We start from the raw sequence: 15,865 nt of genomic DNA, 5'->3' as shown, positions 1-15,865 counted from the left end.
TTATAATGATAATTTCAGCATCCACAAAAATATAGGAGTCATTTTTTAGATAACCTGCAGCATTTTTTAGATTATTCCTGTCTTAAATTTATGTCAGTTCTTACAATAGACCAAACCTCCTATAATCACCTATAATATTACAATACACAACATATTTATTAGGGGGAATTAGTTATTATGGACTGGATGAACAAGCTTCCGTTAAAACAGAGAATAGTTGCCGGTTGTTATCTGATTGCCGCATTATTCGCAGTTCCTGTTCTGATTACTTTATTGATCATGGGCAAGATCTTGATCGGAATTATTCTTGTTGTGGTACTGTCAGCGTTGACCTATCCTCTTTCACGATTTATTGAGAGAACGCTTACATCTTCATTTGACGACATTTCCAATGTGACGCACACGATCGCCAAAGGAGATTTCACAAGCCGTGCGGACGAAAGCGGGGCCATGGGCGACATCAGCCGCTCGTTCAACACGATGATCGAAAAGCTGAAGAAGATTCTGACGGAAGCTTCGGGAATTACCCGCCAGGTAATGGACGCGAGCCGGGGTATTGAAGACAAGAACCAGAATCTCAAGATTGTCATGGCACAGGTTGCCTCTTCTTCCAACGAGCTGGCCCTCGGCGCCAATGAGATATCCGTGGATATTGCAGATATGACAGAATCCATCAAAGACATAGAAACCAAAGTTTCTAACTACACTAGCTCAACTAAAGAAATGAATAAACGTTCTATACATACGCTGGAGCTGGTCGAAAAAGGACGTGTGTCCGTTGACACTCAGGCAGAAGGCATGCGCAAGAATATTCAGGCTACGCAAAAGGTGGCCGATACGATTGATGCCCTCTCACAAAATGCCCGGGGCATTACCATGATTACGAAGACCATCACTGAAATTGCCGAGCAGACCAACCTGCTGTCTCTGAACGCATCCATTGAAGCCGCGCGCGCAGGCGAGCATGGCCGGGGGTTCGCCGTGGTAGCCCAGGAAGTCCGCAAGCTTGCCGAGGAATCCACCGCTTCTACTAAGGAAGTATTCGGGCTGGTACGCAGTATCGAAGCTGACATCAAACAGGCAATCGACAATATTGCCATCAACGAAGAGGTCGTACAGGTTCAGAATGAGATGATCACCGAGACCGCTCATATTTTCGCGCAAATTGTGCAAAGTGTTCAGTACATAACCGAGCAAATCGCCTCCTTCTCTGCTGAAAGTGATCTCATGCTGGAAAGTGCACTCAAAATCTCCAGCGCCATTGAGAATATTTCCGCGATTACCCAGCAGACGGCAGCCGGAACCGAAGAGGTATCCGCAGCCATGAATGAGCAAATTAATGCCCTGCAATCCGTAGCCGAAGAGACAGATAAAATGACACAAGCCGTATTCCAGCTGCAAAAGACCATTCACATCTTCAAGTTCTAGATTAAGCGTATCCTGCTCCGAGACCTCTTTATGGATTATGGCTGATTATCAGCCGTATCCTGAAGAGGTTTTTTTGATTGAAATATGGTTAAAAATCACTATATAGTGCGCTAGCAACCGCTTTTGTCACCGGGTTTCATTTGATCTTTTGTGACAAATTAATACATGTTTCGACTTTATTATTGCATATACATGAAATTCATGGTTATCTATATGAACAGATATACATGAGGACCACAGAGGCAAGCTTAGCTGCCCCCTCATGTTCAGCAATCCACTAACGGGAGAGATGTACAGATGGGGAAATTTATTTTAAAGACAGATGTGGAACAGAAAGTAATCGAAATCGAATTGGAAGGCACCTTCTCTGAAGAGGACGGTCTCCGGTCCATCCAAGCTTATCAGCAAACGATCAATCCTATTAACCCAGCCGACTATGAACTGAAAATTGATTGTATAAAGTTGAATGTAACCGCTCCAGATGTGGTGCCTCTGCTGGAAAGCTGCTTCGTGATGTTCAAGAGCGACGGATTTGTGAAGGTCAAGCTGACGCTGGAAAACAATCCGATCCTTAAAATGCAGCTGGCCCGGCTGGGCCGCAAGGCTGGTCTTGAGAATCTAGAGATCATTTCCGCGGTTGAAGTGTAGCAGCAGTTATGGGAGAACATGTAATTAAGAAAATGACTGATTTCTCCGAGAGATCTATTGCGGCGGTGAAGTCGCTGGAGCTGCTCTGCAAAAATTCCGATGGGAGCAATCTGAGAGTTGGCGTTGAGAGTCTGGGGCCTGAGAATGGTGATGCTGCTTTCCTCTGCCATGCCGGGGAACAGTTAATCGGTTTTCTGAGCTGGTATACGTCGGACGGAACACAAGCCAACATCAATGGAATGGTGTATCCCGAATACCGGCGGCAGCAGGTGTTCCGCAGACTGCTGGATCTCGCGAGGCAAGAGATGGAAGCACAAGGCATCCAAACGCTCCGTTATCGCATCCCTTCGGGGTCTCTTTCAGGAGCTGGTTGTGCGGCACAATTGGCAGCAAACTTGACCAGCTCCGAGTATTCCCTGAGTCTCAAGCAGTACCACGCCCGTGAGCCCCGTTACCCGGAACTAACGTTACAAGTAGAGCAGCCGGATGATTATGAATTTACGGTGATGTGTTCATCGCAGGCTTTCGGTGATTCAGAGTCATGGACACGGGATTATTGGGCCCATACCCGCCAGCCTGGGCGCATCACCTATATTGCCAAGAATAATCACATGCCGGTTGGACTGATAAGAGTTAATAAAGTTGACTCCCGGACAGCGGTTATCCACGATTTCTGCGTCCTTCCGTCTTGCCAGGGAAAAGGCCTTGGCCGCGAAATCCTTGCAGCAGCAGTGGAAGACCTGCTGCTGCAGGAACCCGATACGCATATACGTCTAGGTGTCGTCACTGAGAATGCCCATGCTCTGGACCTCTACCTGAGCGTCGGCTTTGCCGTTATGGGCGAGTTTCAATATTTCACAGGTCCGGTGTCTTGCCGGTAAATCAAAAGTTATAAATAGGAATGCTAAAGCCCGCCAGAACAAATACGGCGCTCAAGAAGAATTCACTCTTCTTGAGCGCCGTTTGCGTGATAGGATGATCGTGAAACTCGTTTCCAAATCGGTACATGAATACATTCCTGCTTACTGACGCCCCTCATGCTTCTCCCAGCCCATGGTACGCGCTACAGCATCTTTCCAGGCGCCGTAGCGGCGTTCCCGTTCCTCCTGCTCCATCTGCGGCGAGAACACCTTCTCGGCCTTGTTGAAGCTCTCCAGCTCTTCTCTTGACCAAATCCCTGAGGTGAGTCCGGCCAGCAGCGCTGCACCCAGAGCCGTCGTCTCCGCATAGGTGGTGCGGGTCACCTCACTGCCTAGAATGTCTGATTGAAACTGCATCAGCAGATCATTGCGGACAGCGCCGCCATCCACGCGCAGTCCGGTCAGCGGCATGCCGGCGTCTTTTTCCATCGCCCCAATCACATCCCGGGACTGAAAAGCCAGCGACTCCAGCGTGGCCCGCACCAGGTGACCTGCCGTAGTCCCCCGGGTCAGTCCGAACACCGCGCCGCGGGCGTACATATCCCAATAAGGCGCTCCCAGCCCGGTGAAGGCCGGTACGACCACGACACCCTCGCTGTCCTCCACTTCCCTTGCTTTGTCCTCCGAGTCCGAGGGGCCGGTAATCAGCCCCAGCCCTTCCTCCAGCCACTGGACGGCTGCACCGGCCACAAAGACACTGCCTTCGAGCGCATAATACAATTCATCGCCCATGCCCCAGGCTACGGTGGTCAGCAGCCCATGAGTGGAGACGACTGCTTCCGTACCTGTATTCATCAGAATAAAGCAGCCTGTGCCGTATGTATTTTTGGCGCTGCCGGCATCCAGACAGGTATGGCCGAACAATGCGGCCTGCTGATCGCCAAGGACAGAGCGGATAGGAATTTCCGCACCGAACCACTGTGCCTGGGCTACGCCGAATTCTCCACCGGACATCCGCACCTCCGGGAGAATGGCGCGGGGGATGCGCAGAACTTTGATAAGCCGCTCATCCCATTTGCGCTCATGCAGATTAAACAGCATCGTACGTGAAGCATTGGTCACGTCCGTGGCGTGCACAGCGCCTCCGGTGAGCTTCCAGATCAGCCAGCTGTCAATGGTTCCGGCAAGCAGTTCTCCCCGCTCGGCACGTTCCCTTGAGCCCGGTACATGGTCCAGAATCCAGGCCAGCTTTGTTGCCGAGAAATAGGCATCGACGACAAGTCCAGTCTTCTCGGCAATTTCAGCGGCAAGACCTTGCCGCTTAATGTCCTCACACTGCTCCGCCGTGCGCCGGTCCTGCCAGACAATGGCCGGATAAATAGGCACACCTGTAACCCTGTCCCAAATGAGCGCAGTTTCCCGCTGATTGGTGATGCCGATGGCCAAAATCTCCGCAGCCGGGACCCGGCTTCCGCTGATAGCATCTCTGGCTGCGGCAAGCTGGCTTTCCCAGATTTGCTCCGGGTCATGCTCAACCCAGCCTGGACGGGGGAAAGATTGTTTAATATCATACTGACCCTGGGAGAGCATGCCCGCTTCCAGATCAAACATAATCGCCCGTGAGCTGGTCGTGCCTTGGTCCAACGATAAAATCATGATAGATGCCTCCTTGATTTGCTGCAAGATGTTCCACGATGAACAAGATTAAAGTGCTAGTTTCAACAAAAAGCACCTCTGCTGTCAGAGGCGCTGTCATGCTGGGTCAAGCGTTTACTGTTTTTCGACAGGAAGCCGCAGCGTAAAGGTTGTCCCCTCGCCAAGCTTGCTGTACGCGGTAATTTGCCCTTGATGCGACTCGACGATATTTTTAACGATCGCCAGTCCCAATCCCGTTCCCCCGGATTCCCCCCGGACACGCGCTTTATCTGCCTTGTAGAAACGTTCGAAAATATAAGGAAGATCCTCCGGCGCAATCCCGACTCCTTCATCCCGGACTTCAACCCCCAGGTAACGGCGGCCCTCCAGAATCACTGTGCTGGTAACAATGGTAATGTGCTTGCCTGCGGGTGTATGGCGGAATGCATTGTCCAGCAGATTTGTCAGAACCTGCTCCAGCTTATCTTCGTCAGCAGCCTTAAGGAGCGGTATATCGCCAGACTTGGTCAGCTCCAGATGAATCTCCCGTTCCTTGGCCCGTACGGAAAACTTGCGGTATATGCGTTCCAGCAGCTCATCCATATCCACCTGCGCCTTGGCCATATCCGTATGTCCTGCCTCCATGCGGGCAAGATCCAGCAAATCCTTAACCAGCCGTCCCATACGCAGCGATTCGTCATGGATAACCTGCACCAGCTCGCTGCTCTCCTCCGGCGAGGAGGCCATGCCATCCAGCAGCGCCTCGCTGTAGCCCTGCATCATCGAGAGTGGTGTGCGGATTTCATGCGATACGTTGGCCACAAAGTCCGTGCGCATTTTCTCCAGGCGCACCTCTTCAGTCACATCACGCAGAACCGCTACAGCGCCGCGGATATTCCCTTCCGAATAGAGCGGAGCCATATGAACCGACCAGACTCCCTGGCGGACATGCACATTAGAACGCTCGTCGCTTCCCTGTCTCAGCGTGCTGAAGAACAGCGGCCGTAGCGGCGGCGGCACATCTCCTGAAGCAGCTGCATCAGGATCAAGCTCAGAATCGCTTTCCTGCTCGTGGTCTAAATCCTTCCAGGCTTGAAGCAGTTTTTGGCCGTGCGGGTTGGTCAATATAATCCGGCCTTCGATGTCAAACGTGATGACGGCATCGCTCATGCTGCGCAGAACACTCGACAGATGGCCCTTCTCGTGGTTCAAACTGCGGATATTCTCCTCCAGCTCTTCAGCCATATGGTTGAATGATGTGGCCAATTGACCAATTTCATCGCTCGTCACAAGTGTCAGCCTTGTACCGTATTCACCCTTGCGGATATTGTTGGCCGCTTCAATGACCTGCTGCATCGGCTGGGTAATCTTAGTAAATAAAAACAAGGCAAAAAATGTCGTCAACGAGAACCCGATCATACAGGCATACATGAACAAACGTTTAATCGCCCCGGAATTGGCGAAGTTGCTGTCGATATAAGGCAGCAGAGACAGCCCCACCGTAATGAGCACGACAGCAACCAGACAGATGATCGTGATCCACAGCTTGCCGACAAGACTTCTCCAGAAATTCACTTATTTAGGTACCTCGAGCTTGTAGCCTACGCCCCATACTGTGGTGATCATCGCTGCTGATTCCGGTGAAACTTTATTCAGTTTCTCGCGAAGCCGTTTGACATGGGTATCCACTGTACGTAAATCTCCGAAAAACTCGTAATTCCACACATCCTTAAGCAGCTCTTCGCGCGAGAACACCTTGTCCGGTGAGATAGCCAAATAATGCAGCAGCTCGTATTCCTTCGGGGTCAGGCTTACTTCCTGACCGCCTGCAGTTACCCGGTGTGCATCATGCTCAATAATAAGATGCGGGAAAACGATATTGTTGCTGGAATTGCTCTCTTTGGATAAAAAGGCCGTTGCCGAAGAACGGCGCATAATGGCCTTGACCCGATAGATCACTTCTCGCGGGCTGAACGGTTTAACCACATAATCGTCTGCACCCATTTCAAAGCCCTGAACCCGGTTGATTTCCTCGCCCTTGGCCGTCAGCATCAGAACAGGAGTAGATTTGACCCCTCGGAGTCTCGTCAGCACTTCAATCCCATCGATGCCCGGCAGCATGACATCCAGCAAAATAAGGCCGTAATCATTGGCCGTTGCTTTGCGCAGAGCAATTTCGCCGTCTTCCGCTTCGTCGATTTCGTAGCCTTCTTTTTCAAGGTACATCTTTAGCAGGCGGCGAATGCGCTCTTCGTCATCCACCACCAGAATTCTATTCAAATGCTCTGCCATTTCACAACAACCCCTTCATCAAATACAGTAGAACGTTATCTTAAAATCAAGTGCTGCGTTAGTAAACAAAGTTGCTCAGTCCGTCCCCGCATATGAATGAAGCCCGGCGATGACCAGATTAACGCCCACCAAGGTGAACATTACGACCAGAAAGCCGAGTACGGCGAGCCACGCGGATTTGCGCCCCTGCCATCCGCGGGCCAGCCGCAAATGGAGATAGGCGCTGTAGAACAGCCAGGTGACGAGAGCCCACACTTCTTTGGGATCCCAGCCCCAGAATCTGCCCCAGGCTACTTGAGCCCAGATCATGGCAAATATCAGCGCACCCAGTGTAAAGATCGGGAATCCAATGGCTATAGCCCTGTACGTAATTTCGTCGAGGTCATTCTCATCGATTCCGTCCAGTACCGGGTGTATGGCCTTGCCTAGCGGCTTGCGGACAATGAGGCGCAGGAGTCCATAGATAAGCGCGCCGGAGATCAGCGACCAGATAACCGTGTTGAATTTCCGTCCCGCATTAACACCATTCATCCATGAAGGCGCTTCGAAGAGTGGCTCCTTCATGCCAAGAAACGACTGGAATTGCTCAATTTCGCTATGATACGGCGCCACAATCGGCGGCATTTTATAGCTCACTCTTTCTATTGTACTATCTTCCTGCCCGGGGCTGTCAATCGTAACGTTGGAACGAACGAAAACAGTTTCGTATCCGGCGCCGCGAAAAGCAAAGACGCTCCCGAGAAACCCTATTATAACAATGATCGAAAAGAGAGTAAATTCGACCAGCCGCTGCTGCTTGCGGTCGCTCCGCTCCGCGCTGTCGAAATTCACTGTGCGCAGCAGATACATCAGACCGGCTGCAAAGCCGACCGCGAAGAAAGATTCGCCCAAGGCAGCCAGGGTAACATGAATGTTCAGATAGATGGATTTCAATGAAGGTATCAGCGGCTGAACCTCCTGCGGAAATACTGCCGCATAAGCCATAACGATGATGGAGATCGGTACCGCAAATACGCCGAGAATGATCTTGCGGTAGATGGCGAAGATTACTGTGAAGGCAACCATCACCATCATGGATAAAAAGGTCATGAACTCATACATATTGCTGACCGGAATATGACCCGATCCCATCCAGCGGGTGATGAAATAAGCCATGTGGCAAATGAGGCCCAAAGAGGAAATTATAAACGCAATTCTGCCCCAGCGCGCGGTATGCTCTTCCGGTTTTCTGCCGGACCACCTGCGCCCCATAATAGCGATTGTGAACAACATAAACGCACCGCTGTATAAGAAAAATGCGATGATAAAGACATCACTGCTGAAATCGAGCAAGCTCATGCCATGCCTCCTCCGTTGTCCAATGATTTTTCATCGACTGTCATGTCTATCTTCTTCAGAATAGAAACGATCTCACGGCGGAAGCCGAACCAATTCTTGTTCGTATGGCCACCCAGTACAAGTTCTCCGTTCTCCAGCGTCAGCCAGATGCGTCTATGCTGCCAGTAGAAGCCGAGCACGAGCCCAAGCATTACGATCCCGGCACCGATCCAGACAAAGGGCATTGCGCGGTCCACACGCACATTGAGGAAGGAGGTGGACTCCGCAAAATCAACATCGCTCATGCTCTTCACTTCAAGCTCCAGAAACCGGCTGCTGCCCCCCAGCTTATCGTTGATCGTCTGCTGCTGGAACTGATCCTTGTCAATCGCTTTCGGAAAATAGAAATATTGCTGCCCTTCCGCCGGCAGGTCCGGCCCCGTAATCAGAAAAAGGAATGCAGGCGCATTCGGATAAGGCGATTTGGATACCGGCTGCCCTTCCTCGTTCAGTCCGAAATCCATATATTTCTCTTTCAGCTCCAGGGTGTAGGGACCGACCTGAAAGGTGCGCTGAGAGTTCTTCATCTCCAGCTTGAACTTGCCGAATGCCTCACCCGTAGCTGAATTCACCAGCTCAGGCTGTACTGAGCGCAGTACAGGGGTCAGGTCATAATCAAACTGATACGCTTTCAAACCTTTGTAGCTGAGCGGTGAATTCACACGGATATCATGTGAGGTCACCTCTGCGAGCTGCGGCTCCTTCGAAGGATCGGCACAATCGGCGGTGCATTCATAAAGCTTAGCCTTTGTCTCATACAGCTTCGGCAGCACTTTCCTGCCGCGGAATTCCTCAGGCATCTCTGCTTCCGAGTAAAATTCCACTGTAAACTTCTCATTGAGTAAATAATAAGTGGTATCCGGAATCCTAGTCAGTTCCCCTTGCGGAAAAGCGAGATGCTGATCCATATTCAGCCCCGGCAGTCCTCTCGCCAGTACGGCGAGCAAAAAAATAATCAGGCCGATATGTATGACATAGGGTCCCCAGCGGCTGAAACGGTGCTTCTCTGCCAATAGAGCGCCACCCTCTGTCCTTACACGGTAGCCTTTTTTCTTAAGCGGCTCTACAATTCCGGCCACCCAAGTCTCCGGATCTTCCTGTACACCAGTGACCAGAACAGCCTTTTGGCGGGTCAGAAACTGCCGGTGCTTGCGGATCTTCTGGCGGGTCAGCGCCTTGTACAGCGGAAGTACGCGGTCCAGGCTGCAGATCACCAGTGAAGCTCCGATCATTACCAGCAGGGTTACGAACCACCAGGATTCATAGGTGTGCGAAAGGCCGAGTCTATAATAGATATTCCCGGCTGTTCCGTACGTTTCTTTGTAATACGTTGAGGCATCAATGTTCAGAAAAGTGCTCTCCTGCGGGAAAATCGTACCCAGCATGGAGCCCAGCAGCGTCAGCACAATCAGGTAAATCGCTATTTTGACAGAGGAAAAAAAGTTCCACACACGGTCGATCACTCCGGGATTCACACGCTGTGAACGGCGGGCAACTCCATCGTAGCGCATTTCAAGATTCTCTCCCGAGGAACTTTCCTTCTCCTCCAGCGGTTTGCCGCAGGCTTCGCAAAGAACGGTACCTACCGGATTCTGATGCCCGCATTCGCATTTGGTATTGCTGATCAGCGGCGTCCGATTCTTCATTCGCTCACCAGCTTTCCGATCTGCGACTCTAGCGAGTTCAGGTCCAGCTGGCCGATATGAATGCTCTCCACTTTGCCCTTCTTATCAATAAAGAAGGTGGTGGGCAATGGGGATACGCCATAGCTGCGGACGGCATCCCGTCCGGTGTCCATGACAATCGGGAAATCAATTTCGACAAGCTTGACAAAATTCTCCACTGTCATCTGATCCTCGCCGACGTTAACCCCCACGACCACTACACCTTGATCTTTCCATTTCTCCCACTGCGCCTGCAGAGCAGGCATTTCCTTCACACAAGGGCCGCACCACGAGCCCCAAAAATTAAGCACAACCGATTTGCCCTTGTACTCTTCGAGCGTATGGGTCAAACCGTCTAGTCCCAACAGTTCAAAGGACGGCGCCCTTCCGCCCTCCCGGGGTTTTCCGTCTCCTCCGAATACGGAGGAACCGATTGCATAACCTCCAAGCAAAAGTATCAAAAACAGAATTACGATTTGAATCGGCTTTCTCGCTTTGCCCACACGCGAAGCCCCCTTCTGTGACGCAACTCATACTTTAGTTGTTAGGTGTGAACATCCTATGAACATTATACCGAATATTGTCACAGTTTTAGGAGGGGGAAATGTGAACTTTATGTGTCCTTGCGTGTCGTATTTGCTTTTAGCGCTCCAGCCTTGGCCATTTGCTGCAAATGATTGATTTCATCTTTGGTCAGGTGGCGATAAGAGCCGCGTTTGAGATTTTGCAGCAAAATATCCCCGAAGGAAATCCGCTTCAGACGGATTACAGGATGAGAAATCGCTTCAAACATCCGCCGGACCTGACGATTGCGCCCTTCATGAATCGTAATGCTGATTACGGTTTCTTTGTTGACTTCATCCACATCTTTGTATTCTACTTCCGCCGGAGCGGTCATACCGTCCTCCAGCTTGATGCCTGCCTTCAGCTTGTCCAGTGCAGTGCCATGCGGCACACCCTTGACCGTGGCCAAATACGTCTTCGGTACATGGTGCTTCGGATGCGTGAGCAAGTTGGCAAACTCTCCGTCATTCGTCAGCAGCAGTAATCCTTCCGTATCATAGTCCAAGCGGCCTACAGGGTATACGCGCTCGTTAATGCCCTTCAGGTAATCCGTTACCACCTTGCGGCCCTTGGGATCAGATGCGCTTGTAATGACACCTTTGGGCTTGTTAAACATAATGTAAATCTTGTTCTCTCCCCGGATCAAACGCCCGGAAACTTTAATAATATCTTGTTCGGGGTCCACCTTCGTGCCAAGCGTAGTTACGAGTTCCCCGTTGACTTCCACTTTACCGGCCAAAATCATTTCTTCACACTTGCGTCTGGACGCAACACCTGCTTGCGCCAATATTTTCTGTAATCTTTCCATTTTCGACTACTCACCTCAGGTTAATGATAACCATCAGAGGCATAAATCACAAGTTCATTCCATGGAAAAAATGCTCCGGGACAAGAATTGCTGTGTGGTTCCACCAGCAAAGGGGAAATGTGGTAACGGGCAGCCAGCTCCAGAATCAATTTACCTGCTGCAAACAACTGCTCTTTGCGCCCCGGAAGCGGCGGAACACTGTCTTCCGCCCCGAAATCCCCTTCGAGACAGATGTGGATATAATCCGGATCTGTCAGCAGCGGGGCGGCATAAATCCCCCCGTCTGCCCCGACCCAAAAGTCAAAGCCCTTGCCGTTAATAGACGGACAGCGGGAATGATGCAGAATAAAACCTTTATATTCCATCCCATGTCGGCCTCCCTCCGTATTGCTGCAATAGCATATGAAGTGGAGGAGAGCAGGGTGAGGAATTGGTGCTAATTTTCGCGCCGCATAGGAACCGTCCGTTCACAGCGAACAATACATGCGAACATAACATGATTTGAATGTAAGGAATTAGTCATGTAAATCGATTGTTACGAAGGCGTGGCCACCTTAGGCTTAAAAAGGACTGCAATTACACTATATCTAACAATGGAGGAATACGTATGTTGATTAAAAGATTATGGAAAATCCGAACGCTCACGGTTGCATCTGTACTTGGGCTGCTGCTTGGAGGGTCCCTTCCAGTGTCTGCCGCACAGCCGGCTCCGAATCCGCTGCCATACGCGCATGAGATTAAATCACTGACAAGCGAGGACTACAGCGATCTTTCTTTCCTGAAGCCGCTGCTGAAGTACAAGACGGTCGTTAGCCTTGGCGAGAACTTTCACCGGGTAGGCGAATACGCCAGCATGAAGACCAGGCTGGTAAAATATTTGCATGAGGAATTGGGATTTGAGGTCATCGCTTTTGAATCAGGTCTGGCTGAAGCTTCCGTCGTCAACGATGTTGCTGATGAATTAACCGCAGCAGAGATGATGGATAATTCAATATTTGACGTCTGGAAATCCGCAGAAACCCTGGAGCTGTTCAACTACATGAAACAATCGCGCCAGACGGACAAGCCCTTACAGCTGGCCGGATATGATATGCAGTATACCTCCCCAATGCTTACGGCAGCTACGCGCAGTTTCCTTTCCAAGGTGGATGCGGGCTATGGCAAAGCCTTTATGGACTTTGATAATGAAGCCATTGAAACCTATTATGGGCTGATCCAACAATACGCCCTGGAGAACAAGAGCAATCCAATTTACCAGCAGCAAATAGCAAAAGTTATTCAAAAGTATGTTCCTAAATATAAAGAATACATCAGGTACATCCAGGAACGCCGGCAAAAGTTCAATGCCTTTTATCCCAGTGCCCCCCACACGACAGATACGATTCTGAAAGGACTGCAGGACCGGGTGCAATTTTTCATGCAAGGGCAGGTAGCCAATGTGCGGGAAGTTTATGAGGCCCGGGACAGAATTATGGCTGAGCATGTGGAATGGCTGATGAAGGTCAGATACCCCGGCAAAAAGATCATTCTGTGGGCCCACAACGACCATTTGGCTAAAAACACCTCAGACATGCGCATCTTCGAGCAAGGAAAATGGCAGAACAGCTTTACCAGCATGGGCGAACTGCTGCATCAGAAGTTGAAGGATAAGATGTATGTGATCGGCTTTTATATGAATAGGGGCAAAGCAGCAAATATTACAACACTGAAGGAATTCGCAATCGGGCCGATGCCAAAGGGAACCTTGGAAGGAAAAATCATGCAAAGCGGATACTCCCGTACTTTCGTTGACCTCACGAAGCATACCCAAGCAGACGCAGGCAACAAATGGATGTTTCAATCTCTATATGCTGCTGAGGACGGGCTCACCAGAGTGGTCATTGCTCCGATGGTGATGAAATTCGTTCCGAAGGAGCAGTTCGACGGCCTGATTCTCATTGATAAAGTATCTCCGCCAACACGTGCCTATTAAGCAGACGATCCGGCGGACCCGGTTGCCTGCTACCCAAACACCAGCAGGCATACGGCGATAGCAGCGATAAAGCCAATGACGTCTGAGAACAAACCGACTTTAAGGGCATAGCGGCCGTTGCGGACACCCACAGCGCCGAAGTAGACGGTCAGAACATACAGTGTCGTATCTGTACTGCCCTGGATCGTGGAGGCGATCATCCCGATCAGGGAGTCCGGGCCATGGACACGGATCAGGTCGGTGGTGTAAGCGAGGGAGCCTGTCCCTGTCAGCGGACGCAGCAGGCCGAGCGGCAGCACTTCCGGCGGCACGCCCAAGCCTTTGAGGGCTGGGGCGATGAAGCCCATGAAGAAATCCAGCGCACCGGAGGCGCGGAACACGCTGATGGCGACAAGCATGCCGACGAGATGCGGGATAATGGCAATCGCCGTGCCGAAGCCGTCTTTGGCCCCTTCCACAAAGGACTCATAGACTGGAATCTTGCGCGAATAGGCGTATAGCGGGATAAAGGTGATCAGGACCGGAATCGCCCAGGCCGAGATGAGGCTGATTAGCTGGAACACGGAAGCTCACCCTTTCAGTGAAGAATGCGGAAGCGCTGTGCTGCCTCTGGCTGAATCGCCGGACTTTACCGCCGGCGGTTTCGGCGGCCTGCGCATGATAGTCAGCCGGCGGAACAGCCTGTCGGCGGCGATGGCAGCAATCGTCGCCACTGCGGTCGCCGCCAGGGTCGTACCGACGATGCCGGCAGGGTCGGCTGAGCCGTAGTTGAGCCGGATCGCTATCAGCGTAGCCGGGATCAGCGTAATACTTGCCGTATTCAGCGCCAGCAGGGTGCACATCGCCGGGGTGGCGGTCTCCTTGTCCGGATTCAGCGTTTGCAGCTCCTGCATCGCCTTGATGCCCATAGGGGTTGCGGCATTGCCAAGGCCAAGCAGATTGGCGCTCATATTGGAAAGGATATAGCCGATCGCAGGATGGCCTTTCGGAACATCGGGAAATAGAAAGGAGACTACGGGTCCGAGTACCTTGGCGATTTTCCTGAGCAATCCGGCATCCTCGGCCACCCGCATTATTCCGAGCCAGAAGACCAGCACGCTGATAAGGCCGAAGCTTACCGTAACCCCGCTTTTGGCGCCGTCAAACACGGCTGCTGTAAACTCGTCCATCCGGCCGTTCACAGCGGCAAATACGAAGCCGATCAGAATCATTCCGAGCCAGATTCCATTAATCATGATTATCCCCCCGCTGAAAAAGTGCCCGCAGCGCGCTGCCAAGCGCCTGCAGCCAGTTCCCCGCCGGATAAGCAGGGGCTAGGGCTGCGCTGTACTTCTTGGTATAAGACGACTGTTCCGGGGGGAGCTGCTCCGGCTCATAAACGGGCACCCGGCCGATTTCCTGGCCGCCCAGCTGCAGGACTAGCACGCCTTTTAAGCCAAAATCGCTGCTGCGCGCCTGTTTCGGCACAGCTGCTTCCCGTTTCAGCTCAAGCTTGGTAAACAGCCTCGCCTCTTCTCCCTGTCCAAGAGGGTAGGCAAAGGATTTGCTGGTCACGTAGCTGTATCCGCTGATCCCTTCACCGCGTTCGATTAACGTTTTGAGGGGATAATGATTGAAACCGAAATTCAGCAGAGATGCATGGTCATTCCAGTCGTTTCCGTCGTTGATTGTGACCGCAACCAGCTGCTGTCCGTTTCTTGTGGCAGAGCTGACAAGGCAGCGCAGCGCTTTTTTGGTATAGCCTGTTTTTACGCCGTCTGCTCCTTCATAGAGCCGCAGCATTTTATTTTTGTTGCTCCATTTGTAGTCCCATTTCTCATAAGGATTGTCCGCCGTCTTCTCCTGCGTCTTCACGATTTCTTTGAATACAGGATTGTGGAGCGCATAGGCGGTCAACACTGCCAGATCATTGGCACTGGAATAATGGCCTTCGGCATCCAGACCATGCGGATTGGCAAAATGGCTGTGGGTTAAACCAAGCGCCTCCGCCTTCTGATTCATCAGATAGACAAAACCCTGTTCAGAACCGCCGACATGCTCGGCTATTGCTGTTGCCGCATCATTTCCCGAACGCAGCATCATCCCGTACAGCATATCCTCCAATTTCATTTCTTCCCCTTGCTTCAAAAATAGTGAAGATCCTTCCTTCGCAAAAGCGTTTTTGCCTACTTTGACCTTGGAGGTCAAATCCCCATTTTCTATAGCCACTATGGCAGTCATAATTTTGGTCAGACTGGCGATCAGCATAGGCTCATCTCCCCTGCTGCTGTACAGAAGCCTTCCGGATTCCACGTCAATCAGCGCCGCAGCCCTGGCATGAGTGGAGATGGAGCTGTTTTCGGCCCGGAGTACAGGCAGCGGACGCAACCCAACTAGCAGCAGGCACAATATCAGGATCAAAGTCGATTTAAAAGTTAATCTCTTCATGTTCATCCTCCGGCTTCTTTCTTCTCAGTTCTTAAGTCAATTAAGGTTTGGATCACGCTATGTTGTACAAGTGTATGCAGCATGACGGACAGGTATGTCCCTCTCTTAAGTCCTCTCTATGTATGAGGATCGGACACCGGCTACGTAAATCTCAAAAAAAGGGATACCGCCCCGGTAAGGCGATATCCCT

At 51.4% G+C, this 15,865-nt stretch carries 15 protein-coding genes; 4 read left to right on the top strand and 11 right to left on the bottom strand.

Annotated elements, in window-relative coordinates:
- The first annotated feature begins 177 nt into the window (after positions 1-177).
- The 3 genes from NYE29_RS21495 (at position 178) to NYE29_RS21485 (ending at position 2,957) form a co-directional block, all read left to right on the top strand.
- The gene (locus NYE29_RS21495; protein WP_076108999.1) at positions 178-1,428 is read left to right on the top strand and encodes a methyl-accepting chemotaxis protein; all 1,251 of its coding nucleotides are present in this window, start codon (positions 178-180) and stop codon (positions 1,426-1,428) included.
- Positions 1,429-1,725: 297 nt separating this feature from the next.
- Positions 1,726-2,076: a hypothetical protein gene (locus tag NYE29_RS21490; RefSeq protein WP_076108998.1), complete on the top strand. Its 351-nt coding sequence runs from the start codon at positions 1,726-1,728 to the stop codon at positions 2,074-2,076.
- An 8-nt stretch (positions 2,077-2,084) separates the two neighbouring features.
- Entirely contained in the window at positions 2,085-2,957 is an 873-nt protein-coding gene (locus tag NYE29_RS21485) for a GNAT family N-acetyltransferase (protein ID WP_340897408.1), read from the top strand.
- 141 nt (positions 2,958-3,098) lie between these two features.
- On the opposite strand, the gene glpK is transcribed toward NYE29_RS21485, so the two are convergent.
- From glpK to NYE29_RS21445, 8 genes are all read right to left on the bottom strand, one after another.
- Positions 3,099-4,592 (bottom strand): glycerol kinase GlpK, encoded by a 1,494-nt coding sequence (gene glpK, locus NYE29_RS21480; protein ID WP_076108996.1) that lies wholly within the window; start codon positions 4,590-4,592, stop codon positions 3,099-3,101.
- Between the two features lie 114 nt (positions 4,593-4,706).
- On the bottom strand, positions 4,707-6,146 hold the full coding sequence (locus NYE29_RS21475; RefSeq protein ID WP_076108995.1) for an ATP-binding protein: 1,440 nt from the start codon (positions 6,144-6,146) through the stop codon (positions 4,707-4,709).
- Positions 6,147-6,863, bottom strand: a complete 717-nt coding sequence (locus tag NYE29_RS21470) for a response regulator transcription factor (RefSeq protein ID WP_020427515.1) — start codon at positions 6,861-6,863, stop codon at positions 6,147-6,149.
- A 75-nt stretch (positions 6,864-6,938) separates the two neighbouring features.
- Positions 6,939-8,201 carry a cytochrome c biogenesis protein CcsA gene (ccsA, locus tag NYE29_RS21465; protein ID WP_038594585.1) on the bottom strand — a complete coding sequence of 421 codons (1,263 nt, stop codon included), beginning with the start codon at positions 8,199-8,201 and terminating at the stop codon, positions 6,939-6,941.
- On the bottom strand, positions 8,198-9,886 hold the full coding sequence (gene resB, locus NYE29_RS21460) for a cytochrome c biogenesis protein ResB (protein WP_340897407.1): 1,689 nt from the start codon (positions 9,884-9,886) through the stop codon (positions 8,198-8,200). Before resB ends, ccsA begins: the two co-directional genes overlap by 4 nt.
- Positions 9,883-10,407: a thiol-disulfide oxidoreductase ResA gene (gene resA / locus NYE29_RS21455; RefSeq protein WP_076108992.1), complete on the bottom strand. Its 525-nt coding sequence runs from the start codon at positions 10,405-10,407 to the stop codon at positions 9,883-9,885. Before resA ends, resB begins: the two co-directional genes overlap by 4 nt.
- Before the next feature lie 110 nt (positions 10,408-10,517).
- Positions 10,518-11,276, bottom strand: coding sequence for a pseudouridine synthase (locus NYE29_RS21450; RefSeq protein ID WP_038594591.1), 759 nt, complete (start codon positions 11,274-11,276; stop codon positions 10,518-10,520).
- A 20-nt stretch (positions 11,277-11,296) separates the two neighbouring features.
- Positions 11,297-11,641: an N-acetylmuramoyl-L-alanine amidase gene (locus tag NYE29_RS21445; RefSeq protein ID WP_076108991.1), complete on the bottom strand. Its 345-nt coding sequence runs from the start codon at positions 11,639-11,641 to the stop codon at positions 11,297-11,299.
- 242 nt (positions 11,642-11,883) lie between these two features.
- On the opposite strand from NYE29_RS21445, the gene NYE29_RS21440 reads away from it, so the two are divergent.
- Entirely contained in the window at positions 11,884-13,248 is a 1,365-nt protein-coding gene (locus NYE29_RS21440) for an erythromycin esterase family protein (protein ID WP_340897405.1), read from the top strand.
- A gap of 29 nt (positions 13,249-13,277) precedes the next feature.
- Here NYE29_RS21440 and NYE29_RS21435 read toward each other — a convergent pair whose 3' ends face one another.
- Genes NYE29_RS21435 through NYE29_RS21425 form a run of 3 tightly spaced genes read right to left on the bottom strand, consistent with a single transcriptional unit; the run spans position 13,278 to position 15,681 of the window.
- Positions 13,278-13,811: a spore maturation protein gene (locus tag NYE29_RS21435; RefSeq protein ID WP_340897403.1), complete on the bottom strand. Its 534-nt coding sequence runs from the start codon at positions 13,809-13,811 to the stop codon at positions 13,278-13,280.
- A 6-nt stretch (positions 13,812-13,817) separates the two neighbouring features.
- Entirely contained in the window at positions 13,818-14,483 is a 666-nt protein-coding gene (locus tag NYE29_RS21430; protein ID WP_340897402.1) for a nucleoside recognition domain-containing protein, read from the bottom strand.
- Positions 14,476-15,681, bottom strand: a complete 1,206-nt coding sequence (locus NYE29_RS21425; RefSeq protein WP_340897401.1) for a D-alanyl-D-alanine carboxypeptidase family protein — start codon at positions 15,679-15,681, stop codon at positions 14,476-14,478. The genes NYE29_RS21430 and NYE29_RS21425 overlap by 8 nt, the downstream gene beginning before the upstream one ends.
- Positions 15,682-15,865: the final 184 nt, after the last annotated feature.

The organism is Paenibacillus sp. FSL M7-1046 (assembly GCF_038007405.1).
Taxonomy (GTDB): domain Bacteria; phylum Bacillota; class Bacilli; order Paenibacillales; family Paenibacillaceae; genus Paenibacillus_AQ.
The sequence above is the reverse complement of the archived record's forward strand: the minus strand, read 5'-3'. Positions and strand labels throughout refer to the sequence as shown.

Coding starts and splice junctions, on each gene's coding strand:
- NYE29_RS21495 (WP_076108999.1), top strand. CDS start 178: ATGGACTGGATGAACAAGCTTCCGTTAAAACAGAGAATAGTTGCCGGT.
- NYE29_RS21490 (WP_076108998.1), top strand. CDS start 1,726: ATGGGGAAATTTATTTTAAAGACAGATGTGGAACAGAAAGTAATCGAA.
- NYE29_RS21485 (WP_340897408.1), top strand. CDS start 2,085: ATGGGAGAACATGTAATTAAGAAAATGACTGATTTCTCCGAGAGATCT.
- glpK (WP_076108996.1), bottom strand. CDS start 4,592: ATGATTTTATCGTTGGACCAAGGCACGACCAGCTCACGGGCGATTATG.
- NYE29_RS21470 (WP_020427515.1), bottom strand. CDS start 6,863: ATGGCAGAGCATTTGAATAGAATTCTGGTGGTGGATGACGAAGAGCGC.
- ccsA (WP_038594585.1), bottom strand. CDS start 8,201: ATGAGCTTGCTCGATTTCAGCAGTGATGTCTTTATCATCGCATTTTTC.
- resB (WP_340897407.1), bottom strand. CDS start 9,886: ATGAAGAATCGGACGCCGCTGATCAGCAATACCAAATGCGAATGCGGG.
- NYE29_RS21450 (WP_038594591.1), bottom strand. CDS start 11,276: ATGGAAAGATTACAGAAAATATTGGCGCAAGCAGGTGTTGCGTCCAGA.
- NYE29_RS21445 (WP_076108991.1), bottom strand. CDS start 11,641: ATGGAATATAAAGGTTTTATTCTGCATCATTCCCGCTGTCCGTCTATT.
- NYE29_RS21440 (WP_340897405.1), top strand. CDS start 11,884: ATGTTGATTAAAAGATTATGGAAAATCCGAACGCTCACGGTTGCATCT.
- NYE29_RS21430 (WP_340897402.1), bottom strand. CDS start 14,483: ATGATTAATGGAATCTGGCTCGGAATGATTCTGATCGGCTTCGTATTT.
- NYE29_RS21425 (WP_340897401.1), bottom strand. CDS start 15,681: ATGAACATGAAGAGATTAACTTTTAAATCGACTTTGATCCTGATATTG.